The 21,816-nt window shown below is 45.1% G+C and carries 25 protein-coding genes; 7 read left to right on the forward strand and 18 right to left on the reverse strand.

The window, feature by feature from the left end; translation table 11 throughout:
* Positions 1–302: 302 nt before the first annotated feature.
* The 9 genes from C6Y45_RS07595 to C6Y45_RS07635 form a co-directional block, all read right to left on the reverse strand.
* Complete coding sequence (locus tag C6Y45_RS07595) at positions 303–521, reverse strand: YdbC family protein (protein ID WP_107584638.1); 219 nt, start codon at positions 519–521, stop codon at positions 303–305.
* 71 nt (positions 522–592) lie between these two features.
* Positions 593–2,209: an AMP-binding protein gene (locus C6Y45_RS07600; protein WP_218017800.1), complete on the reverse strand. Its 1,617-nt coding sequence runs from the start codon at positions 2,207–2,209 to the stop codon at positions 593–595.
* A gap of 277 nt (positions 2,210–2,486) precedes the next feature.
* A complete protein-coding gene (locus tag C6Y45_RS07605) occupies positions 2,487–3,005 on the reverse strand; it encodes a hypothetical protein (protein WP_107584639.1) in 519 nt (172 codons plus the stop codon).
* 248 nt (positions 3,006–3,253) lie between these two features.
* Positions 3,254–3,550, reverse strand: a complete 297-nt coding sequence (locus tag C6Y45_RS07610; RefSeq protein ID WP_107584640.1) for a TIGR04104 family putative zinc finger protein — start codon at positions 3,548–3,550, stop codon at positions 3,254–3,256.
* Positions 3,551–3,608: 58 nt separating this feature from the next.
* A complete protein-coding gene (locus C6Y45_RS17445) occupies positions 3,609–5,306 on the reverse strand; it encodes a DUF2207 domain-containing protein (protein ID WP_160058207.1) in 1,698 nt (565 codons plus the stop codon).
* Positions 5,307–5,637: 331 nt separating this feature from the next.
* Positions 5,638–6,144, reverse strand: coding sequence for a flavodoxin family protein (locus tag C6Y45_RS07620; RefSeq protein WP_160058209.1), 507 nt, complete (start codon positions 6,142–6,144; stop codon positions 5,638–5,640).
* A gap of 98 nt (positions 6,145–6,242) precedes the next feature.
* Positions 6,243–6,767 (reverse strand): flavodoxin family protein, encoded by a 525-nt coding sequence (locus C6Y45_RS07625; RefSeq protein ID WP_107584642.1) that lies wholly within the window; start codon positions 6,765–6,767, stop codon positions 6,243–6,245.
* Positions 6,768–6,938: 171 nt separating this feature from the next.
* Positions 6,939–7,610 carry an MBL fold metallo-hydrolase gene (locus C6Y45_RS07630; RefSeq protein ID WP_107584643.1) on the reverse strand — a complete coding sequence of 224 codons (672 nt, stop codon included), beginning with the start codon at positions 7,608–7,610 and terminating at the stop codon, positions 6,939–6,941.
* A 46-nt stretch (positions 7,611–7,656) separates the two neighbouring features.
* Positions 7,657–9,591 (reverse strand): fructose-1,6-bisphosphatase, encoded by a 1,935-nt coding sequence (locus tag C6Y45_RS07635; RefSeq protein ID WP_107584644.1) that lies wholly within the window; start codon positions 9,589–9,591, stop codon positions 7,657–7,659.
* 283 nt (positions 9,592–9,874) lie between these two features.
* Here C6Y45_RS07635 and C6Y45_RS07640 point away from each other — a divergent pair, with 283 nt between their 5' ends.
* Positions 9,875–10,393, forward strand: a complete 519-nt coding sequence (locus C6Y45_RS07640; RefSeq protein WP_107584645.1) for an excalibur calcium-binding domain-containing protein — start codon at positions 9,875–9,877, stop codon at positions 10,391–10,393.
* A gap of 120 nt (positions 10,394–10,513) precedes the next feature.
* Here the strand turns inward: C6Y45_RS07640 and C6Y45_RS07645 are convergent, their stop codons facing one another.
* Positions 10,514–11,368 carry a metallophosphoesterase gene (locus C6Y45_RS07645; protein ID WP_425427862.1) on the reverse strand — a complete coding sequence of 285 codons (855 nt, stop codon included), beginning with the start codon at positions 11,366–11,368 and terminating at the stop codon, positions 10,514–10,516.
* A gap of 173 nt (positions 11,369–11,541) precedes the next feature.
* Here C6Y45_RS07645 and C6Y45_RS18085 point away from each other — a divergent pair, with 173 nt between their 5' ends.
* A complete protein-coding gene (locus tag C6Y45_RS18085; RefSeq protein ID WP_281260598.1) occupies positions 11,542–11,667 on the forward strand; it encodes a hypothetical protein in 126 nt (41 codons plus the stop codon).
* Positions 11,668–11,791: 124 nt separating this feature from the next.
* On the opposite strand, the gene C6Y45_RS07650 is transcribed toward C6Y45_RS18085, so the two are convergent.
* Positions 11,792–12,058 carry a SunI/YnzG family protein gene (locus C6Y45_RS07650; RefSeq protein WP_107584646.1) on the reverse strand — a complete coding sequence of 89 codons (267 nt, stop codon included), beginning with the start codon at positions 12,056–12,058 and terminating at the stop codon, positions 11,792–11,794.
* Between the two features lie 68 nt (positions 12,059–12,126).
* On the reverse strand, positions 12,127–12,996 hold the full coding sequence (locus C6Y45_RS07655; protein WP_107584647.1) for a hypothetical protein: 870 nt from the start codon (positions 12,994–12,996) through the stop codon (positions 12,127–12,129).
* 521 nt (positions 12,997–13,517) lie between these two features.
* Here C6Y45_RS07655 and C6Y45_RS07660 point away from each other — a divergent pair.
* Together C6Y45_RS07660 and C6Y45_RS17450 are read left to right on the forward strand one after the other, a co-directional pair.
* Positions 13,518–14,435, forward strand: coding sequence for a DMT family transporter (locus C6Y45_RS07660; RefSeq protein WP_107584648.1), 918 nt, complete (start codon positions 13,518–13,520; stop codon positions 14,433–14,435).
* Between the two features lie 301 nt (positions 14,436–14,736).
* Complete coding sequence (locus C6Y45_RS17450; RefSeq protein ID WP_160058211.1) at positions 14,737–14,931, forward strand: hypothetical protein; 195 nt, start codon at positions 14,737–14,739, stop codon at positions 14,929–14,931.
* Here the strand turns inward: C6Y45_RS17450 and desB are convergent.
* From desB to C6Y45_RS07675, 4 genes are all read right to left on the reverse strand, one after another.
* Positions 14,924–15,997: a Delta(10) desaturase DesB gene (gene desB / locus C6Y45_RS07665; protein ID WP_107584649.1), complete on the reverse strand. Its 1,074-nt coding sequence runs from the start codon at positions 15,995–15,997 to the stop codon at positions 14,924–14,926. The two genes, C6Y45_RS17450 and desB, sit on opposite strands and share 8 nt — an antisense overlap.
* A 326-nt stretch (positions 15,998–16,323) precedes the next feature.
* Positions 16,324–16,776, reverse strand: a complete 453-nt coding sequence (locus tag C6Y45_RS07670) for a universal stress protein (RefSeq protein ID WP_107584650.1) — start codon at positions 16,774–16,776, stop codon at positions 16,324–16,326.
* 213 nt (positions 16,777–16,989) lie between these two features.
* The gene (locus tag C6Y45_RS17455; protein WP_160058213.1) at positions 16,990–17,166 is read right to left on the reverse strand and encodes a hypothetical protein; all 177 of its coding nucleotides are present in this window, start codon (positions 17,164–17,166) and stop codon (positions 16,990–16,992) included.
* A gap of 146 nt (positions 17,167–17,312) precedes the next feature.
* The gene (locus C6Y45_RS07675) at positions 17,313–17,765 is read right to left on the reverse strand and encodes a universal stress protein (RefSeq protein ID WP_107584651.1); all 453 of its coding nucleotides are present in this window, start codon (positions 17,763–17,765) and stop codon (positions 17,313–17,315) included.
* A 167-nt stretch (positions 17,766–17,932) separates the two neighbouring features.
* Between C6Y45_RS07675 and C6Y45_RS17460 the strand changes: the two genes are divergently transcribed.
* Together C6Y45_RS17460 and C6Y45_RS07680 are read left to right on the forward strand one after the other, a co-directional pair.
* Complete coding sequence (locus C6Y45_RS17460; protein WP_160058215.1) at positions 17,933–18,211, forward strand: hypothetical protein; 279 nt, start codon at positions 17,933–17,935, stop codon at positions 18,209–18,211.
* A gap of 386 nt (positions 18,212–18,597) precedes the next feature.
* The gene (locus tag C6Y45_RS07680; protein WP_160058217.1) at positions 18,598–19,791 is read left to right on the forward strand and encodes a cation:proton antiporter; all 1,194 of its coding nucleotides are present in this window, start codon (positions 18,598–18,600) and stop codon (positions 19,789–19,791) included.
* Between the two features lie 170 nt (positions 19,792–19,961).
* On the opposite strand, the gene C6Y45_RS07685 is transcribed toward C6Y45_RS07680, so the two are convergent.
* Positions 19,962–20,276 (reverse strand): DMT family transporter, encoded by a 315-nt coding sequence (locus tag C6Y45_RS07685; RefSeq protein ID WP_107584653.1) that lies wholly within the window; start codon positions 20,274–20,276, stop codon positions 19,962–19,964.
* The gene (locus C6Y45_RS07690) at positions 20,277–20,639 is read right to left on the reverse strand and encodes a DMT family transporter (protein ID WP_107584654.1); all 363 of its coding nucleotides are present in this window, start codon (positions 20,637–20,639) and stop codon (positions 20,277–20,279) included.
* A 41-nt stretch (positions 20,640–20,680) separates the two neighbouring features.
* On the opposite strand from C6Y45_RS07690, the gene C6Y45_RS07695 reads away from it, so the two are divergent.
* A complete protein-coding gene (locus tag C6Y45_RS07695) occupies positions 20,681–21,520 on the forward strand; it encodes a LysR family transcriptional regulator (RefSeq protein WP_107584655.1) in 840 nt (279 codons plus the stop codon).
* Positions 21,521–21,816 lie beyond the last annotated feature (296 nt).

Raw genomic sequence — 21,816 nt, forward strand, 5'->3', positions numbered from 1 at the left:
GCCGTCTTTCATCAACAAACCATGGAAGGTCGTCTTCCCCGGCAAGAACTATGGGTTTGATAACGAAAAAACGAAAAAGACAGACCCATGGAGAATGAGTGAGAACGTGTCCAGAATTAGGGGGCCTAACCGATAATGATTAATGGGTGCCTTAATGACAAAACATCCGGTTATAATGATTAAACGAGTCCCGCTAATGACAATAACCATCCCTATAATGATTAAACCACCAGCTTTACCACTTCCGGAAACGACAAAAAGAAGGCTGCCCGTCGGAAACGGGTCAGCCTTCTTAAAAAATTCTATTCTTTGTTATTCATAATCTTCACGAGCTGGTTTATTTCTTCTTCCGTCAACGTAACGCCTTTTCCCATCTTCTCATGCTCCGGTGCCCATTCTCTCAGATCGTACTTCGGATCTCTTCCATTCCAGCTGACGAGATTGAGCTCTTTTTTCCATCCTTTTGATGATTCAGATAAGACGCCGAGATGCTCTACGATCTCATATTTAATATCTGCCAATGCTTTCACCTCCACGTAAGTTCATTTGCTTAAGGCAGCACGTTCAGTTCACGCTGACCCATCAGCCCCTCTTAACTGCGCAGCAGAAACCGCTGGATCTTTCCGCTTGGTGTTTTCGGCAGGTCCTCGACAAATTCGATTTCACGAGGATATTCGTGGGCGGACAAATTCCCTTTTACAAACCGGCTCAAGTCTTTAGCTAATTCATCACTTTCCTTAAAGCCCGGCAGCAGCACAACAAACGCTTTAACAATTTCTCCACGCTGTTCGTCCGGCACGCCGACTACCCCGGATTCCGCTACTGCTTCATGGCCCATTAAGGCACTTTCGACTTCAAACGGTCCGATCCGGTAGCCTGAGCTGGAAATAATATCGTCCGAGCGCCCGGAAAAATAAACATATTCGTCCTCGTCCCGGCTCGCGGTGTCTCCGGTAAGGTAATAACGTGACTCTTTTACAAACCGCTCCTGCGTTTTTTCCTCATCGCGGTAGTACCCACGGAACCAGAACAACGGGGAATTTTTTGTATCAATCGCCAACTGTCCTTCCTCCCCCGCCGGCAGTTCCGTTCCGTTTTCATCCAGGACTGCGGCACGGAAGCCCGGCATCGCCTGTCCCATCGATCCTGCTTTCACCCGTCGCTCGAGTTTCGGGTGGTGGTGATTGTTAACGACCATCCCCTGCTCCGTCTGTCCGTAATGATCAAAGACCGGGATACCAAAATTCGTTTCTGCCCACGTGCTGACGTCCGGATTTAACGGCTCGCCGGCGCTTGAAAGCACACGTACGTTCAATTCTTCCTTTAATCCTTCGGGTACTCCCGCTGCCCTGAGCGTGCGGTAGACGGTCGGTGCCGCCGCAAAATTAGTGACTCCGTATTCCTTCAAAATCCGATAAGCTTCTTCCACGCTGAACTTGGCATTAAACATAATAAACGACTGACCGAGAATCATAGGTCCGACCATCCCGTAGTACAGGCCGTACGCCCATCCCGGATCGGCTACATTCCAAAAAACATCGTCCGGCCGCAGATCAAGCCCGAACTGCATATACCCTTTGAACGCCGCCAGCGCCCGTACAGGTACTTCCACCCCTTTAGGGTGGCCCGTCGTCCCTGAAGTGTAGATGATAATAAACAGGTCGTCTCCCGCTACTTCCGTGCTTTCTTTCACAGGTTCCGCCTCTTGCAGTGACTCCCAGAAAGGAGTATCAGAAGAAGGCACTTCCTTATCCGCCGAAGAAGGTGCTGTAATCACACGGAAACTGGACGTATCTATCGTGTTCAGTTTCTCCCTGTTTCCTGCATCCGTAATGATCGTATCCGCTCCGCTGTTTCCAACCCTGTATGAAATGGCCTGCGGTCCAAAAGCAGTGAACAGCGGTACGTGGACCGCTCCAAGACGCCAGATCGCCAGTACCGAAACTAAAAGTTCCGGTCCTTTCGGCAGCAGCACAGCGACACACTGTCCTTTTTCGACTCCCTGTGCCTTAAGCACACCGGCAAATTTCTTTGAGAGCTTTTCAAGCTCCCCATATGTATACGTCTTTTTTTCACCTGCTTCATTTTCGTAAAGCAGTGCTTTTTTATTCGAATCATGGCGGTCGCAGAGCAGATGAGCGACGGAAAGACCTTCCCGGTCATACTCTTCGATCCATTGGTTTACCTGCATTTCCGGATTTTCTATCATAGTATCCACCTTCCAAATCATAAATGAAATATTTTCAATGTACTGACAATTACGATTATAACCTGAAAGAAGCAGGATTTAAACTTTTCATCTAAGGTATCTTCTCCTCAACGCGTTCCGGATTGTTTCAACTTCTATTTTATAACTCTTCCAGCACCTATCCGCTTGAAAGCTTCGAACAGCTGTCGGGGGGGGGGGGATCCCCCCTTTCTGAAGCCCTGATTTCGGCAGGACGGCTGTATATGACCGGTCTTTTCAGGACCGCCTCCTGTTTAAATCAGCTGCTTTCCTGCTCTATCTTCCGGCCGCTGCGAATGATCATCGGTCCAGTTTTATCTTCTTCTATATGCTCCAGGTACGTCTGCAGCTCTTTTGTTGTCACCTGACGCGGTACGTATCCGAGGCGCTCACGGAGGAGGTTTTCCAGCACGAAAATTTTGCGTGTCACTGCCTGATAACAGCTGCCGCTGAATTGTTCTTCCTCTATCATTCCACCTTCCGTGTCGGCTGCATTAATCTTCCGGAACGTCTGCAGGAGATCGTACATTTCTCTGCGCTCTTTACGCGCAATTTTTAATAAACCGAGCAGCTCAAAGGTGGATAATTTCATCAACTCCGGTGTTGTCTTGGAAAGATGAACGTCGAGTACCGTCGTTAAACGCCGTACAGGCAGCCGCTGATGGCCGGTCTGCACTTCCTCCGGGCGCAGTGCCATGACACAAAAAGAACATGAATAGTACTTACCCTGTTTATTTAAAAATGTTCCGCAGTAGGGACATGTCTTCTGCTGTTCCATATTGATGCTCCTTTCTGCCCTGCTTACTTTATAAAATTCGCCTGTTTTCATCTACTTTAACTATAACTCTATTTCCGGAAATAAACAAGAACAAACGTTCGATTTTACTATTCATTATAAACTTTATTATTTTCGCTTCATATGAAAACTTTAAACCACAGAAAAAAACCGCTCCAGGAAAATTCCCGAAGCGGTTTCTTCTTAGAAACAGTTTTTTTCCATCGCAGTGCATACGTGCGAAACAGCAGTTAAAACAACGGTTCGTCTTTTTCCGTAAACTCAAGCCAGAATGGATTGATGAGAATTGCTGCTGTGATAAGGACTCCGGCCACAGCCCAAATGAAGGAAAACGGCAGGGGTGCGGTCTGCACGATGACCGCTGTGATAATTCCCGCCACGGGACCAAACCACAGTCCCTGCCGTTTCCGCTGGGCAGTGATATACTGCTGCACGCCGCATTTTGGACATTTCTTTGCCCCCATGATGAAGAGCAGCTCTTTCCACTGAAAAGAATAATGGCATGTAGAACAGTCAGGCAGCTTCATTGTATTCCCCCTTCGCACACCGGAAACATATTTTATCCTCCCGATCAGTGATTTCGGATTAAAAGCCCCCGGAGCCTCCGCCGCCACCGCCGACGCCGCCCCCTCCTCCGACTCCGCCACTGCTGGAGGAACTGAAGGAGCTTGCGGCTTCCGCAGAGGAAGATTGAAACTGCGTGCTGGCAAGAAGCCCCCCTGTCATGAATACGGGTATATCGCTGCCGTATCCACTGGAAGCAGCCGGGGTACTTTTAAATTCTTTTGGTATGCCGCTACTCATTTTCTTTACCGATTTCAAGTTCAGACCGAGCCCGTATATAAAAGCAACTTTCTGCTCTTCCGGCGGAAGTGTCCGCCAGTCATCCGTCTCATACCGGGCTACTTCGTTTTTATAGTCCCACCAGTCCCGCATAAGCTTCCAGCCTTTTTCCGTTCTCGGTTGATACACTGCTGCGTATCCGGAAACAAAAAGAAACAGCGCAAGCAGAAGGACAAACGGCACGACCATTCCGTGCGCTAAATAATCAATGCCAAGTACTAAAGGAAGTAAAGATGCAGCTCCAAGTCCGATCTTGAAGCCGAGTTTATTAATTTTTAAATCGGCTTCTTTCTTTTCCGCGGTGACCGCTTTCTGCCACTCCGCTTTATTCGTTTCAAACGTTTCATAATTCTTTTTGTCTTTCAAGTAGTCGGACATGTCAGACAGACGAAAGACATTTTCTTTTCCCATTTCATCAAAAAGCATCGAAACGAGAATTTTCTCGTGCGCCAGCAGGCTCTCCCGGCTCTCAAGACGAAAGCTGTTTTCTCCCTCCTGCGTCACTTTTTCCTTTCTCACTAAATCCAGTAAAGAAGCGGTCAGCATTTCCGGCGTAACGGCCGGCTGCACGTAATACATCGTCGCAGGCATGCTCAGCTGAAGCTCCGGTGCTCCGGGAGTAAGATCGTTCGAGTAGGCGCTCTGCTTGAAGTGGCTGTATTTTTTCCGGTCTGCATAGATGACGCTTAAAAATAACAGAGCAAGCACCGGCACAGCTATCGGTGCAGCAGTGGATAAAAAGTCTTCACGGGCCGCAGTGGCTGCCGCAGCTTCCTCCCGCTCTGCTTCTTCCTCCTGTATTTGTTCCGCTGCCGAGCCTTCCGCCGTTCTCGTTACCCCGTCAAATAACTCCGCGTCAAAAGCGGCCCGCACATCGCCGTTTTCTCCGCTTTTAACATGGCCCATATCAAACAGCACGTAATCATCCGTAAGCTCTTCCGAATTTTCCGCTTCGTGGTAGCCGATCGCTTCCATTTCTTCCGATGGTGCCGGCGGGTGCACCCGAATCTCCATCGACTCATAGGCTGTTTCGTTCGAGCTGTCGAAAAACGCCCAGTAAAATTCCCCGAGGTCGTCGTAAAGTTCCACCCCGTCTTCGATCGTATACTGAAGATCCACGGTAAAAGTTTCGTCTTCTCCCTGACGGTGAATCCGGTGAACGAATTCGTCTTCCCTCTCGATTTCCAACGCCTCTCCGTCTTCAAAAGCTTCCAGGTTTTCAATGGAAGCATAATCCGGATAATTCAGCGCCCTTACGACGCCATTAAATTCTCCTTCAAATTCATACGTAAATGATTCTTCCACGTGGACATCCCCGTCCTCCTGCAGAAACGCATCAATTTCTGCTTCCGGGATCGTCAGTTCAAACGCGCCCGCACTTATTGGGGAGGCTAGTAAAAATACAGAAGTAAGTATCGTCGTATTGGTTTTAATCCCCATGGAAATCACCTCTCTTTAAGTACGTATACGCGTTTAAAACAGAAAGAGTTTCTTGATGAAGTGAATTTCTTAATACAGTCGGATGCCGGGAACCATGGATTAAAGAAGTTCCGCAAATTGTTAGCACCACTATCCGCAGGCTCTGTTTAGTTAACCGTCCTAAAAACTGCGCATGAAGAACCGGGATAAGAATTAATAAGAAGCAGGAAAACAGGAGCTGATTAAAAAGGGGTAGATAAGCCCCCCCATCAGTATTACTTTAATACAGCTCCCGCTGCTGCATAGTTTCAAATCAGCCGCAAGTGTACATACATTATTCTTTTCAATCACTCTATAAAAAACCTTCTTTTTTGAGCCAGGCCTCCACTGGTTCCTGTACTTCTTCCGGCGCAAGAGGAATATTTGTTTTCGGCTCCCAATGGGAGGTGACCGCCATGCTGTCCACCACTCTTCCCCCTTTCTTTTCTATCCGTTTGGTGATGGAATCGATCACCTGCTGAGGAATTTTTTCATCTCCTTTGGTAAGAAAAAGCCACACGTTCTTATTTTTAAACGAAGCCTTTTTTAAATAGTTATTTACAGCCGGAGCAGTCCTTCCTGCCCACACCTGCGCTCCAAAAAAGACATTTTCATAGTCCTGCAGTTCGAAATCCATCGGCTTTATCCTGCTTTTCAGGCCTATAACCGCTGCCATGGCTGCACCGGCGAATTTTCCAAACCTGCGTTTTGTTGTTTCTTCAATTTTCTGCATATCAAAATTTGTTCGTCTGTGAATTTCCTCCGCCACGGTCTCTGTGCTGCCCACCCAGGAATAATAAACAATCACACTGTTTTTCACGTTCCTCACTCCTTATCTTTTTTAAGGCAGGGGTCAGCTGTGATAACAAGGAAAAAAAAGAAGCCCCCCCATCCCGGTTCTCTAAGAGTTAAGATTACTTAACGGGCAGTTAGGGCTCTGTCGAAAAAGGCCTCGATTTCTTTATCAAAATGCTTCATATGCTCTTTTTCGAACCGGAAGTTCGTGACGTATTTGATTTTATTCTGCTGTTCTTTCGGAAGAAGATTGTTGATCCACAGTTCGGCGACTGCCGCCGGTTTCTCGGGTGTTAATGCGGAAAGCTCAGCTGTTATTTTATCTTTCTGTCCGTCCGCCCCGCTGCATAACGTTATAAACGAATAATTCGCCGGCTTCTCCCGCTGGATGAATGTTCTCATCGGTGCCGCTATTTTTCCTGCCCAAACAGGAGCAAGCAGGAGAACCGGGCTGTAGCTGTTGACTTCCACATCCAGCGGTGCGAGGCGTGACTTACGCTTCACGAGGAAATCCACAAAGATGGAAATGTTTTTCCGTTTCTTTTTTTCTTTAATTTCATACATCTCACAGCCTAGTCTGTCCTGCAGCTCCTGAGCCAGTTTTTGATTGTTTCCTGAATGAGAATAATACATAATGACCGGTTTCATCGTATTTCCTCCCTCTTAGCAATATTGGGAAACAACGCAGATGCCGGGCTCTCCGAATTGATTTCCAGCACCTTTTAGAAGATAAGAACCGTACATGGCAGAAACTGATTTCATTTATGAAGAACAGTCGGCTGATTACCTTGAATGCCGCGGAAAGCGTTACTGCTTCCTTTATTTCTTCTCCCACTTTTCCGCATAAATGTCATACTGTTTATGCGGCTGTCTGATGTCCGTCCCGTGGCAGAGACTGAGAAGTTCCGGCTGTAGAAGTTTCACGATGCTGCCACTCGCAACGGCGAGCGGCATATTTGCAGTAAAGAGCGGTATAGGACGCCTCAGTTTTCCTTTCCGGGAGGAAGTAAATAAATCCCCTCCGAGCAGTACATCATCTTCCTGATGGTAAAACACCAAGTGACCGGGAGTGTGCCCCGGAGTCAAAAAGGGCTTGAGGCTGCCGATACCGCTTAACTCCCCATCTGCTTTCTCAAGAGACTGCACCAGTCCCGGCCGGACGAGTACAGAAGCTTTCTTTTTGTCCGGGTACGGGGCTTCCCCTTCCATATAAGGAATCTCCAGCGGGTGCGCGTAAACCGGAATGTTTCTGTCCGCGCGCAGCCGCTCAATCGCACCTGTGTGATCCGGGTGCCCATGGGTGAGGACAATCCGCTGCAGCGGACCGAGCTTGAGGCGGTCGATTTCTTTTAAAATCCCTTTCCCCATCTGCTTTATTCCCGTATCGACAAGTGTGAGCCCGTCCTCTTCTTTTACTGCCCAGAGGCTGATAGGAAGGCCGATCCAAATAGACAATTTGTAGATATTTGGAGAAATGTGCCTGACCTGCATGGTGCTCTCCTCCTTCGGTTTTTCTTGGGACCTGAGAAAAAAGACGTTATTTCATATACCGGTGCTCCCGCAGGCTGTTTAAATTATCAATTTCCTGGAGCAGCCGTTTGCCGATGTTCGTCTGTTTTACTTTTTTCCGCTCCAGCTCTTCATTGACGAGCCTTTTCACAGATAATACGTCCGTTTCTTTCGTCAATACGTCTTCTTTGGAGTTAAACAGCTGGTGGGCTACGAGCTGCATGCCGTACGAGTTGTACAGAAGCGTGTAGCCGGCGATCCCTGTCGTCGACTGGTACGCCTTGGAAAAGCCGCCGTCGATCACGATCATCTTCCCGTTCGCCTTGATCGGATCTTCCCCGTCGATTTCTTTTACCGGCGTATGGCCGTTGATGATGCGTCCTTCATCGGGGTTCAGATCAAACTCCTCGAGCATCTTCCGGCACATGTCTTCATTTTCCCGCATGAAATAATAAGGGTTTTTTCTTTCTTTATGTGTTTCTTTTTCTGCAATAAAATACCGTTCAAACGTCGTCATTTCCCTTTTTCCGAAAAGAGAGGAATTTTCACCCGTCCATAAGTACCAGATCATGTCGGTCGCAAAGTCGTCGGTTTCCTCCGGGCGGGCAAATGCGTGCCGCACGTACCGTTCGAACACGTCGAGGAGTTCCCGCCCGGCGTACGTCTTATCCTCAATTTCCATCGCTTTCATGCTTCCGTCCTCGTCGAGAGGAATACAGCCGTGGATAAGCAGGTTTCCGTTGTATTTTAAATACAGGCCGCCTTTTTTCATGAGGAAGTTCATATGTCTCGTCAGCTTCTCGGAATGCTGAATCGAGAAAAGCAGTTTGTCGATTACCTGCTTTTCTTCTTCCAAAAGCTCCGCCGGTTTTTCCGGGTCGACGGTGGCAAAACACGTGTCTTTTAAGGCATATGTTTTTCCGTGCAGCGTTACTTCGCTGTTTTCGTAATCAACTTTTTCCAAAAGCAGCCGATTTTCCATGTGTAAACACGGGCGCCTTTTAATGATCGGGCTTTCCAGCTTAAACTGGATAATGGAAATCGCCTGATGAATTTTTGTGATCTGCATCTGTTCCTGCTCGGTTAGTATTTCATCGGAAATGCGCTTCGGGCGGAACGACGGATTGTCCCCGTAGTATTTCTCCGCAAGATTCAGAAGCGGCCGCAGGTTGATTCCGTAAGCATCCTCTATAATATCGAGGTTGTTGTACCGTGCGCAGATCCGGATAATGTTTGCGAGACACACTTTTGAACCGGCGTATGCCCCTAGCCAGAGCACATCGTGGTTTCCCCACTGAATATCGACCGAATGATGGTTGATGAGCGTATCCATGATTTTATGCGGATCCGGCCCCCGGTCGTAAATATCCCCGACGACGTGCAGATGATCGACGACGAGCCGCTGCGTCGTATAGGCGAGGCCTACAATCAGTTTGTCCGCCTGTCCGAGGGAAATGATGCGGTCGAGCATTTTTTCATAGTAGTCTTTTTTGTCTTCAAGCTCGTCTTTTTTATATAATAATTCTTCGATTATATAAGTAAACTGTTCCGGGAGTGCTTTCCGGACTTTTGAGCGCGTGTATTTGGAAGACGCATAGGCAACAAGCTTCAACATCCGTCCGATCGTTTCCAGGTACCACTCCCTGAGCTCCTCTTTGCTCGTGAAATGGCTTTTTACGAGTTTCATTTTTTCTTCCGGGTAGTAAATGAGTGTCGCAAATTCGTTGATCTCCCACTCATTCATTTCTGCCTCAAACAGGTCTTTCACTTTCATTTTCACATTCCCGGATCCGTTCCGCAGTACGTGCTGAAACGCATGATACTCGCCGTGGAGGTCACTGACGAAATGTTCGGTGCCTTTCGGCAGATCGAGTATTGCTTCCAGATTAATGATCTCTGTCGCCACTTTTTCTTCGCTTCCGTACTTCTGCGCCAGTAAATCCAAATATTTAATATCGACCATCAAAAAACCCCCTTCATTTTTTCACCACAGTCCCACTAACCAAAAGCCCTGCTTCATGTACAAGAAGGCGCTTTCTTTATACTTCCAGTTTAAAGCAGATGGGCGCCGGTAGCCAGCATAATAAGAAGATTTTTACAGAAACTAAGCGTCTCTCCTCCTCATATATAATTTTTTATTACAACAATAGTCACTATAAAGAATGATTTCTATTGTAATTATTAGAATATTATGTAATATTCAATATATTGAATATTACATATTTTGGAAAATGAGAGGTTATGAGATGAAGAAATGGTTTGTTGGCATTAGTAGTGTGGCTCTTGTAAGCTTTGGCGGCATGGCTTCCGTGCATGCGGATCACGAGGAAGGCACAGTAAACTGCAGCGCGTTTGAAACGGGAGGAGAAGTCTGGGACTTCTGGACAGAGCATGGTTATCATGCAGATAATGACCCTGAAGGACTGGACGGAGACAGCGACGGCATTCCGTGCGAGTCGTTAACTCTGCCTGATTATGAAGCTGAATTTGTAGACTGGCAAGAGAACGAACGCTGGGAAGAAAATGGGGACCCTGTTGAGGGAGAACCTGAGACTGAACCATCAGAAGAACCTTCTGAAACAGAAGAAACGACAGAAGATCCTGCTGAATCCAGCGAAGAAGAAATTGTAGAGGAAGAAGAGGCTGAAGAAGGAGAGGCGCTTCCAGCAACAGCTAATACGTATCCGACGCTGATGCTGATCGGTGCTTTGGCTGCAGGCGCTGGAGCAGTAATGTTCTCCCGTAAGAAAACAGCAAAAGCTTAAATCAGTCGTGCTACTTTCTATACTGCAGACACTCTCTATTTCAAGGGGAGTGCCTGCAGTTTTTTTCGTTTATATCAGTGTAACAGTTTCTGCTACACCTCTCTTCTTAATAGTAACTTATTACTCTAACGAAGATTGAAGCGTCGTTACGATAATTTCCGGACGATTAAAAACCCGGACAGGAATAACGCTGTTTCCTAACCCCCTGTTCACTACCATCGTTGTATCATCCTGCGTATATTTCCCTGCTGTATACTCCGGAAAAATTCCTTGATCCGGGGCAGCAACCGCCCCGAGAAAAGGCAGTCTTACCTGTCCCCCGTGCGCATGACCAGTGAATACAAGCTGAATTTCATAATCTGTATATATACTGAAAACTTCCGGTCTGTGTGATAAAAGTATACGGAATTCTTCATCGTCAATGTCCTCTGCAGCGAGCTGAATATACTCCTCCAGTACCGCTGTACTGTCGCTGTTAATGGACTGTGCAGGATCATCAATTCCTATCAGCTGCAGCGATTCTTCATTATTCGAAATTTCCACGGATTCGTTTCTCAATACGTGGACTCCACTATCCATCAGCTCTGTTTCGAGCGTTTCGTAGTTTCCGGACCACCATTCATGGTTTCCTGTGACAAAATATGTCGGTGCCTGTTCCGCCAGCTCCCGCATCAGAATAATGCTGTTGGTCATATCTTCTGTATCCTGATCAATTAAATCTCCTGTAAAAACAATCATATTCGGCTCCGCCTGCTCCACTCCTGTAAGAAGCCTATGCTGATTATCACCAAATGATTTGTTATGTAAATCTGTTAAATGAACAATTTGAAAATCATCAAAAGAGGAAGGCAGGTCCGGAGAGCTGTAGGATATTTCGGTTGTTACGAGGGCATTGTTTTGATAATAAATAAAAAATGCCCCTCCTGTGCAGGCAAAAAACAATAGTGATATTACTAAAAGAGTTTTTCTTTTCACGATTTCCTTCCTCCTTCCATTTTAAGTCTGCTTCTTTTACTATACCTCTCATCAGGCTCAAACCTAACATCTTTTATCTACCTTTTATTGCGCACAGATTGAATTACTCACAGCAATTGTCAAGCTGACTTCTGTAAGACTTTAAGAGGTTGCGCCCGCCCGTTTTCTTTCTGATGCAGGCAGCTTCTGCCATGGCTGAAGTATATTCAAAGAAAAACAAACTTCACCATCCGGGGGACGCCGTCCATAAAAAATTCGCTGCACTCCCTTCACGAAAGAATGCAACGAACAAAAAGTAACCTAGCACGGGTCGTCTCTTTTTTTCTGCTGATCGGTGTATAACAGTAAGCAATTGGACGCTTTCAGAAGATGAGCCACTTCTTTTTCACTGGCTGTATTCCTATGCCCCATTAGGCATGTACCTTATGATATGCCTTCCACTGATGAATAGATTTTTTTCTTCACGGCTTCTGCATTCGTAAACACTATATACGTTTCCGCTTTCGTTTTTATAACTATCCTGTCAGCCGTTCCATAAGGAAATCCAATGCGGAGAGCATCTTTTACTTCTCCCCCGTATGTATTGTCTTCAGCCACCTCTGTAATGTCAGATAGAGGGATTTCAATTGTGGACAGCTGCCATTTGATAATCAGCTTACCCTTCGACTTTGTTACATTCACTTCAAACAATGCATCTCCACTGCTTCTTTCTTTTTTAAAATTTCCGGATGATCATCTCATTTCGGATGCTCTATTGATTAGTATGGCTGCTCTTCATACTCGTGTTCCGGCTCCGGTTTCGTTACTTCCCGATATAGGACCGTATACCCTGCCACATAAAATAACGTGACGAACAGCCCGATGAAATTCACGACTAATCCGCCAACAACGCTGTTGCCTAAAAGAGCACCGATTATAAACTGAAACAAGAAAGTCACACCGGCACCAATTAAAAACAGCAGAATGAAAAACCCAAAGACATAGCCTGTTTTTCCCCGTGTAAGCTCCCAGCTTTCGCCGAATCCGAGTCCCTGTCTAGTATCTGCTAATACGATGTGTCCGAGAAACAAGCTGATTTTAGATAAGAAGAGTCCCATAAAACCAAAATAAAAAACAGCGAACACAACTTCAGCCATCCAGCCGGTATAAAGAGGCATGATCAGTAGAAACACTAGAAAAACGAGAAACACCGCTGTGAGGATCACGGTGAAAAGAAATAGAGCCCCTAAAGAAACCCCGTACTTCTGCATGGCCTGCGTTCGTGCTTCTTTTACTTCGAGCTTATTACCATCCCGCCATCCGGAAATAAACAAAATAAGAGAAGCGTAAACAAAAGGATAAACGAGCAGGGATAAGGCTTCGATCACACTTCCCAATACGCCTGCCGGTTCACCGACTAGGTTATCCTCCCCTTGTAACACCACATTCAGCTGCGCAGCCCAGTTTAACTGTGCTGTTTCTTCAACAAACAGACTTCTTCCCTGCATATATGCAGCAGCTGCCTGTAATAACAGAAACGGCCCGAGAACAAACAATAAAATGATAAAAGACTTTTTCACGTTTGCCCGGGAAGCTTGAAATGTTTCTCCGATTAACTGCGGTACCTTCTTTCTCGTGGCGAGTGCCAAAAAATCCACCCTTTCTCTGAACGAATCGTAAAATCTTTTCCTTACTAAAGTACACTTCCGTCTATGGAAAGTTTCATCATCCCATCTATAGAAAATAAAGTATATTAGGAAACTCTAAGAGGGGGGAGCACAAGTGAGAGAATAAGGCTTCACTTCGAATTGTCGATTTCAGTATTAGTTTGCTCTTTCTCTATTTAATCCCATTAAGAAAATCTACTATCTATGTTGAACTTTATAATTAGGTTTCGCTTCTGTAACCAGCCGCTTTCGTTTCCATGATTTCACACCAAAGATGCCCCAGGCTGCCCAGATGCCCGGCTCCCAAACTCTCCCAGATACTATTTACATGATAAGGAAGTTAACGCCACATTAACACATGCATATAGCTTACCGTCCACGCTTTTTATGATTGCGCGGTACATCTAATAGAAAAAACATTTAATCTTTGAGAAACTATCATGTAAACTTGAATAATTAAACTTTTTTCCCATTAAGTCACTAAGAAGGGATTATTTCAGACTATGCTTCGTTCTTATTTAATAATTACTTTAGCCATGCTTTTCTTTTCAGGTAATTTTATAGCTGGTAAAGCTTTTGAAGGTACTATTTCTCCCGTTACATTAGCTTTTTTTCGAGCCTTTATGGGTGCACTTATATTAATCCCTCTCTCCTGGAAAACAATTGTACAAAATATCCCTCTATGGAAACGGGAGTGGCGCCCTCTTTTTGGGTTGGCAGTTACAGGAATTATTCTTTTTAATATATCGTTGTATTGGGCTGTGGCACTTACTAGTACGATAAACGCGGCTATTGTAGATGCGCTGACGCCCGCAGTCGCTGGTGTAATGGGGTTTATTCTTTTAAAGGAACGGCTGCACCCTATACAAAACGCGGGAATCATTCTTTCATTTTCAGGAATATTATGGATTATCTCAGAAGGTTCTATAGAAGTACTCGTGAATCTGGATTTTAATGTTGGAGATATTATTATGTTTGCGGGGATAATCTGCTGGGCACTATATTCAATTATTATTAAACAGCATAGTTATAAGTTTCCACCTGTCGCCGGACTGGCTGTTACTATGATTCTTGGAGCGGTGATCATGTTTCCATTTGCTTTACTTGAGGGCAGTATACTCGGTTTTCCAGCGTTAAATAACTGGGCGGTAATAGGCGGCCTTTTTTACATCGGAATTTTCCCTTCCGCCATTGCACTGCTCCTCTGGTATAGAGGGGTGGGTGAAATCGGTCCCTCTAAAGCTTCCGTGTTTTTTAATTTAGTTCCAGTGTTCACTACAGCTTTGGCAGTTACCTTACTTGGAGAAGAATTTACTTATCATCAGCTGTTCGGAGGAATAGTAGTTCTCCTGGGTGTGTATATTTCCACGAAAAGACCAATAAAAAATCATCCTTCCATGCATAAAGAGGACTTACAATAGTTCATGTAAATGACTGAAACAAAAAAAGCAGGGAGTGTCTCTTTCGCGGCAAAAACGAAGCGGAAACCTGCCCGTCGAAGAAGGAGATTGGAAGATTCTGCAGGACGGAGGTGCCAGCCGGCGATCTCCTCCACGGCAGGTGGAAGCGGAGTTTTCCGCCTGTACCAACACTAGAATGTTTTAACAGAGCTAATTAATTAGTTACAGGGCTGTCCCGTCGATATCACCGACGGGACAGCCCCCTTTTTTCGTTTAGTGCTATTTATCTTCCGCCTCTGTACGTACGGATCAGCACATTACAATGCTGCTATACACTTCCTATGACAAAGCGTTCCACGGCGTTAAACCGACAGTTCAACTACAATGGTCTCTTGATAATACGACGGTTAAAATTAACGTGATTACTGTTCGTATTACGAGAAGAAAATTAAAAATTCTTTGCGAACTGGCAATGAAAAAGCCGCACCCATTTCAGGTACGGCTTTGGCTTAATTAATTTTCTTCTCTTTTTCATTCATCGGACGCGGCTCAATTGACTCGTGATCGAGACCGTTACCGAGTGATCCATAGACAAGTTCGGCCTCGGGATCAATTAACTCTACCCCGTTATAATACACCCGGGGTGTGTTCCATAATGCTTTTAAGGCATTTGACATCGGCATTTCATGATAACGTTCCGGCCAGTTATTTTTAATGTGCTTTTTCACTAAAGGATAATACTTGGAACTCATACTCGGAAAAATATGATGCTCTGTATGATAAGAAAAATTGAAATGGAGGACGTCCACCCATTTCGGCACCGTCACGGATAAACTGTTCGCGAGCGGATCATTGACCGGCACGTGCGGGTTCAGCCGGTGGTTCGTCGAAATATACCCCATTACAATGGCGTTGGCAATTAAAAGTGGAATTAAAAAGAGAAATACCCAGCTCGTAAAGCCGACAAAGAAAAGGAGCCCTGTCCACGCAGCCCATGGAAGTAAAAACTGGACCCAGACACTCAGCTGTTTTTTCGGCTTAAATTCTTTCACATAAACGAAGAACATGCGCGTCGAATGCAGCGTAAACGTGACGCTTAAAGAGAGAAATTCCAGAAACGCCCGCATGGAAAGGGGCAGCCGGTAAATGACCTTCAACGCCGGATTTTTATCCAGCTTTTCTGTCGATAGCCAGGCATCCGGATCCTTTTCTTCGTTTTGCGTATGTACATGGTGTGTCATGTTGTGCCATTTGCGCCACAGCTTCGGCCCGGTAAGAAGAGGAAAAAAGAACACCGCTCCGAGCAGATCCCGCAGCCATGCTTTTCTCACGACTGTTCCGTGCAGGATTTCGTGACCTAAAAATCCCATCGCTGCAAAGCTCGCACCGATCGCAAATGCGATGACGATGTTTGCAAGCAGAGGCAGATCATATAAGCCAATCGCAAACATTCCTGTCAGGGAGACGAGTAAATAAGCGAGTCCTCCCAATAAACGCGCCGGCACCGGTTTAAATGCCTTCTTAGGCAGATGCGGTTTAATTTTGGACGCATACCATCCAAACGAATGAAATTCTTTCTCCATACTTATCCCTCCAATTAATGATCAGAGACTGCGGTTTTTACTAACCGGGTCCAACCATAACAAATGGTCCTTTATATTGTACACTCCTGAAAGTATCCTATCTTCCGAGGGGCAAAGTCAATGGTTCTATTTGGAAATGCACAAACTGAAAGGCGGCCGCTGGCTTAATGCCTCAGCATGATATAGTATGCCCGTATGACAAAGGATAATCATTCTATATGACGGAAGTTAATTTCACTCAAAAAATAAAGTAATAAACAAATAATTTAAGGGCTCTCCCATCAGTCGATATCACCGACGGGACAGCCCCCTTTATTCGTATAGTTCTATTTATCTTCCTTCTCTGTACGCACGATCAGCACATCACAGGCGGCGTGCCGGGTAATATACTGCGATACACTTCCCATGACAAAGCGTTCCACGGCGTTTAATCCAGTAGCCCCGGCGACAATTAAATCAACATTATGCTTTGCCGCCACATCTTCAGCAATTTTCACTCTTGGGGAACCGTAGTCGAGAATCTCCGCGACGTCCTTGACCCCTTCCTTTTCAGCAAGCACTTTATACTCCTTCAACATGCTTTTGGCATACTCCTCAACTTCAGGAAAATCAGTCTGGCTATAGCGTCCCACAGCAGCCGTTTTACGGGTATCGACGATGCGGACCAGAAGCAGCTTTGCCTCGTGGACTTTTGATAACAGAACGGCTTTTTGAAACGCGTGTTTGGCTTCGTTCGATCCGTCTACCGCGACAAGGATTGTGTTATAACGAACGGTCATATCAATCTCCTCCTCGTAAGTGCAGATTACGTTACAGACAGCAGTTTTAGATACTTTATACTACCGATTATCTCATGTTTTTCCATTTGAAACCATATAGATGTCCCCATGAGATTTCCCGTCGAATAAAGAGAAGTAAATACGTTCCATGATAACAAGTAACTTCCTTTACAAAGACGGTACTATTTATGTTTTAAACCTGGATCACAGCTGTTACAAAAAGGAAGAAAACAGCCGCTTTCGTTTCCATAGGGAAGCTTTCGAGGTGGGATTCAGCTGATCTATTACTCCCCGCCGGTCGGGAAAGATCTTCATTTCATCCGTATCTGCCCGGGAGCCTCCCCATGTCCACTGCAGCTGCTTGAAAAGTATTACTTTTATATCCTGCACGGTCTTGTTCTTATTTCCTATTAAAAAATCACAGCGCTTTCCAGCGGCATTCGTTCCAGCTGTGCAGATAAAAAGTTCAATTTATAATCATGAAAAAGCTCTCCCGCCGACAGTATCGACAGGAGAGCTCCCTTTTTCGCTTATGGTTATTTATCTTTCGTTTCTGTACGTACAATCAGCACATCACAGGCGGCATGGCGGGTAATATGCTGTGATACACTTCCTATGAGAAATTGTTCCACAGCGTTTAAACCGGCAGCTCCAGTTACAATTAAATCTACGTGATACTTTTTGGCCACATCTTTTGCAATTTTCACTTTCGGGGAACCGTAGTCGAGAATCTCCTTAACGTCCGTGACGCCTTCCTTTTCAGCCAGCTCTTTATACTCATGCAGCATACCGCGGGCTTTCTCGTCAACTTCGGGAAAAACAGCCTGGCTGCCGGGCCCGGCAGCAGCAGTTGTAAGAGTCTCGATGATGTGAGCTAAGAGCAGCTTTGCACCGTGATCTTTTGCCAAGACGATGGCTTTTCGAAACGCTCGTTTCGATTCGTCCGATCCGTCCACCGCCACAAGGATCGTATTATAACGAACTGTCATACGAATCTCCTCCTCGAAAGTGCAGATTACGTTCCAAACAGTAGTCTAAAATACCTTATACTACCCTTTACCTCATGTTTTACCACTTGAAACCACATAGCCCCCCTAAAAATTTACAACGGGAAAAGGGAGACATATATAACCCGTGATAATAAGCCGCTTTCTTCATGAAGATGGAAATATTTGTGCTTCAGACGAGGAGTACACCTGGTATAAAAGGGGAAGAAAAAACATGGCTTAGTCCAGTTATAAAGCCCATTCAGCAATTTATATCAATTGGAAAATCACTTCTCCACAGGATGATTTCTTCCAACAGCTTAAACAATGAGAAAGTGGTCTCTCTTCTATCCGCAGTAACTCCCAAAAATTTTTTAACCATTATACGATGTATGAAAGCTTCCGAAACTTCCAAAAACGGGTATAGAAAACAATTCCGCCGAAGATGAATCCCCAATAAATACGCAGCGTTAACTCAAAGAAGTTCAAGAAACGAGGTGATAACCGAAGGACTGCCGGATGCTTGTATCTGCTTTTAACCGGGTATAAACGGTATGAGATGGCTTACATTCCCATTCTCCAAGAAGAAAACCTTGCCTTGAAAGCGAAAACCTTACTATTTAAAAGAGTCACTGATTTATAACGTCTTTGTTTAAAATGCCTAAAAGATTACCTTATAAGTAAGAGAAGTCATTTAGAAGATCATCGCTCGGTTTGGTAGACGATTGCAGAGCGGAGGCATCTATTCTACGAATAAATTCAGGGTATTGTTGAAATGCAGAATTGGCTCGAATTATTACATACACAATATCTTGAAAGAAAAGGGGGAATAATTATGCTGCAGGAAGCATATCCATATCTTATCCTGCTTTTTATAGGCTACTTAGTTTATACACTTGATAAGAAAAAAGAAACATTTCCTGCTCCTCCGATGCTTGTACTTATTGGTCTTGCTTTATCCGTGATACCGATTTTTTCTCAGTTGACTATTTCTGAAGAATTTATTTATCATGTGATGCTGCCTGCATTACTATTTGTCAGTGCCTATCAGTTTCCCGTATCTATGCTGAACCGATATAAAAGCATGATCATTTCTCTCAGTACAATTGGCATTATAGTTGCCATACTGCTTACCGGCCTGACTATATACGCCGCTGCAGGTTTTTTTGTTTCTTTAAGTTTTGCGGCGGCATTATTAATCGCAGTTATTCTTACCCCTACGGATCCTGTCTCTGTCGTAAACATTCTTTCTGCTGATTTAAATGATGAACTGGTCACCTCCGTTGTGGAGGGCGAATCTATGATCAACGACGGAACAAGTATTGTTGCTTTTACGCTTATTCTCAGCTGGTATACGCATCAGCAGCCGCCAGGGTTTGTGGAAGCAGGTACGGAACTGCTCTACGTTTCTCTTGGCGGGATAGCCATCGGCCTGGCCGGCGGATGGCTTTTCAGTCAGGCGGTGCATTTCACCCATGAACAAAGCTATCAAATTATGCTGAGTATCATTCTAGCCTATGCTGTTTTCTTTCTTGCTGAAGCTGTGCATGTTTCAGGAGTACTTGCAGTCGTCACGGCAGGCCTTGTCCTCTCCCGCACGTTTTATCAAAGCAAAAAAGAAACACATTTTCGGGAAGCACTTGACGATTTTTGGGAAATACTGGAGTTATCCATATTATCCCTTCTTTTTCTTATGATCGGTATTCTTGCTGCTCCGACTTTACTTCACAGCTATTGGCTCCTCGTCGTCATCTTGTTTCTGTTTATGCTCCTGTTTCGGTGGATAACTGTAGAAGGTGTGCTGCTGCTCACCCCTTCCAGACACCCTTCTTCTCGTAAAGAGCGTTTTTTAATAAGTATTTCCGGCGTGAAAGGAGCCATTTCCGTTTATTTAATATTAAAGGTACAGGAAACAGGCGGATCCGGGAGTGAAATAATTACAGCGATCAGCTTCAGTATCATTATACTTTCTCTATTGCTGCAAAGTTTTGCCATTCATCCACTGGCTAAATATATTGTCAAAAAATGATTATTTTCAGGGTAATAAAGCAGCCCGCTTTTCAGCTGCCTCCGCTTCAAGCTGCAGTCCTGCTGCAGCTTGAAGCACTCCGGTTAACAGATCGGTTTACCACCCTGCTTGAATACATCCCTCTTCAATTTACAGACTATATTAAATTTTCCGTAATATACTAATAAGACCTACCTGGTAAATTGAAGAAGCACCACGCCGGCAAGAATAAGCAGAATAGAAAGGTTCTTTTTCATGTCTGCCCTTTCATTAAAGAGTAAGATTCCTATTATTGTTGTAGCAGCGATCGATACCCCGGCCCACGTGGCATAAGCAACACTAATATCTATATACTGCAGGCTCATCGTAAGAAGATAAAAACAAATCGAAAACAAAGCAAACGCGAGCACGCTGGCGATTTTCTTTTCAAATCCTCTGGACAGCTTGACCGCAACGTTGCCAAGAATGGCAAAAACAAGGCTGACAACTAAATATAACGTACCCATTTATACAGCCTCCTTCCACTTTCTTGTTTCTTTGTGCTTCTTTCTTTTAGGCAGGTTTAATCCAATGACACCAATTACAACGCAGGCGATACCGAAAAATTTTGTCATGGAAAAGGATTCCTGCAGAAACATTATTCCTGACACTGCCACTAATACGGTACCTCCTCCGGACCACAGTGCATTCACTATGCCGAGCTCCGTTCGTTTTGTTAAAATGATATACAGTGCAAGAGAAAGGAAGTAGAGTACGATAAATGTAATACTGGCTCCAGTATTCGAAAAGCCGTCTGACAATTTCATAAAAGAAGCTCCGATTACTTCCAGAATAATAGAGCCGCTTAAGAGCAGATAGTATTTCCACATGAATAAATCTCCTTTTCCAAATTATAGGACGTGATAAAACAATGAATATGCAGATGCTGGAAAATTTTTTAATCGTTGCAAAAGAAAAAAGTTTTTCAAAAGCCGCTGAAACACTTTTCGTGTCGCAGCCGGCACTGAGTAAGCAAATAAAAAAACTTGAAGAAAGCCTGGGCTTTTCTCTGTTTCTTCGTTCCTCCAGTGGAATAAAGCTTACGAAGAAAGGCGAAGATTTCTATCAGGATGTGGAACCAATTTACCGGACGCTGCAATCGATGCTCGTTAAACATACGCAGCACTCCTCCATCCGGCTTGGCAGTGATCCCGTTCTGGCTACTTACTATTACCCTGACTACATTCATCAGACAAGTACAGAAACACTTCAATTAACAACCATCAGGGACGACAGCCTCGATTTACTGCCTCTTTTGGAAACGGGAGAAATAGATGCCGCGGTCGTACAGGATTATCCGGAGCATCCGTGGCTGTTTTCCACCCATTTGTTCACCGATATCTTTTATGCGGCGGTACCCGTAGATCATCCACTCGCACAGTGGACCAGCATTCCTATTACAGAATGTTTCCGTTACACCAACCTGCTTCCACCGGCACATACACCGATGAATAAAAATATTCGTAAACTGATAAAAACACACGGCGTAGCGGCACCGGAATTTATAGAGGTCTCCTACCATGCGCTTGCGGGGTTTATTTCTCAAGGCTACGGCATTTCTTATTTACCTTCGTTAATGGTGGAGAAGATTGACTATAAAGGTGTAGTATTCATTCCTTTGGAAGATACCCCGTTAAAGAGAGAAATGTACTTATATACGCAGCAGGAAAGCGTCCTGCTGAAACTGAAGCGTGTGCTCTCTAAATATTAGTATGAATACAGATTCTCTTAATGGCTAATACACCTTCGTTATGGAGTGATAACTTCAGGTTATACCCAGATTAAAACGGTGTGATAATTCAAATCTAAGTCAACTGCTTCGACTGCCGGCTCCCCTCCCTCCCTCCTGCCTTTCACGCCTTGGGATGTAAGGATTCTTACACCACGGTCTGCTGTGGGCTGGCGTCATTCTCTGGAAGCAGCTTTCTGCAGGGTTTCTTTCAGGATGAATCGACGGAGGACCTGCCACAGCGGGAGAGCTGTGGGAATAGCAATAATGACAAATCC

The sequence above is a fragment of the Alkalicoccus saliphilus genome, assembly GCF_003044065.1.
GTDB lineage: Bacteria > Bacillota > Bacilli > Bacillales > Salisediminibacteriaceae > Alkalicoccus > Alkalicoccus saliphilus.

Bases quoted from the DNA above. Each gene is read 5' to 3' on its own strand.
- C6Y45_RS07600 (WP_218017800.1), bottom strand. From the start codon at position 2,209: ATGATAGAAAATCCGGAAATGCAGGTAAACCAATGGATCGAAGAGTAT.
- C6Y45_RS07605 (WP_107584639.1), bottom strand. From the start codon at position 3,005: ATGGAACAGCAGAAGACATGTCCCTACTGCGGAACATTTTTAAATAAA.
- C6Y45_RS07610 (WP_107584640.1), bottom strand. From the start codon at position 3,550: ATGAAGCTGCCTGACTGTTCTACATGCCATTATTCTTTTCAGTGGAAA.
- C6Y45_RS17445 (WP_160058207.1), bottom strand. From the start codon at position 5,306: ATGGGGATTAAAACCAATACGACGATACTTACTTCTGTATTTTTACTA.
- C6Y45_RS07625 (WP_107584642.1), bottom strand. From the start codon at position 6,767: ATGAAACCGGTCATTATGTATTATTCTCATTCAGGAAACAATCAAAAA.
- C6Y45_RS07630 (WP_107584643.1), bottom strand. From the start codon at position 7,610: ATGCAGGTCAGGCACATTTCTCCAAATATCTACAAATTGTCTATTTGG.
- C6Y45_RS07635 (WP_107584644.1), bottom strand. From the start codon at position 9,591: ATGGTCGATATTAAATATTTGGATTTACTGGCGCAGAAGTACGGAAGC.
- C6Y45_RS07640 (WP_107584645.1), top strand. From the start codon at position 9,875: ATGAAGAAATGGTTTGTTGGCATTAGTAGTGTGGCTCTTGTAAGCTTT.
- C6Y45_RS18085 (WP_281260598.1), top strand. From the start codon at position 11,542: ATGCAGGCAGCTTCTGCCATGGCTGAAGTATATTCAAAGAAAAACAAA.
- C6Y45_RS07660 (WP_107584648.1), top strand. From the start codon at position 13,518: ATGCTTCGTTCTTATTTAATAATTACTTTAGCCATGCTTTTCTTTTCA.
- C6Y45_RS17450 (WP_160058211.1), top strand. From the start codon at position 14,737: ATGCTGCTATACACTTCCTATGACAAAGCGTTCCACGGCGTTAAACCG.
- desB (WP_107584649.1), bottom strand. From the start codon at position 15,997: ATGGAGAAAGAATTTCATTCGTTTGGATGGTATGCGTCCAAAATTAAA.
- C6Y45_RS07670 (WP_107584650.1), bottom strand. From the start codon at position 16,776: ATGACCGTTCGTTATAACACAATCCTTGTCGCGGTAGACGGATCGAAC.
- C6Y45_RS07675 (WP_107584651.1), bottom strand. From the start codon at position 17,765: ATGACAGTTCGTTATAATACGATCCTTGTGGCGGTGGACGGATCGGAC.
- C6Y45_RS17460 (WP_160058215.1), top strand. From the start codon at position 17,933: ATGAAGATGGAAATATTTGTGCTTCAGACGAGGAGTACACCTGGTATA.
- C6Y45_RS07680 (WP_160058217.1), top strand. From the start codon at position 18,598: ATGCTGCAGGAAGCATATCCATATCTTATCCTGCTTTTTATAGGCTAC.
- C6Y45_RS07685 (WP_107584653.1), bottom strand. From the start codon at position 20,276: ATGGGTACGTTATATTTAGTTGTCAGCCTTGTTTTTGCCATTCTTGGC.
- C6Y45_RS07690 (WP_107584654.1), bottom strand. From the start codon at position 20,639: ATGTGGAAATACTATCTGCTCTTAAGCGGCTCTATTATTCTGGAAGTA.
- C6Y45_RS07695 (WP_107584655.1), top strand. From the start codon at position 20,681: ATGAATATGCAGATGCTGGAAAATTTTTTAATCGTTGCAAAAGAAAAA.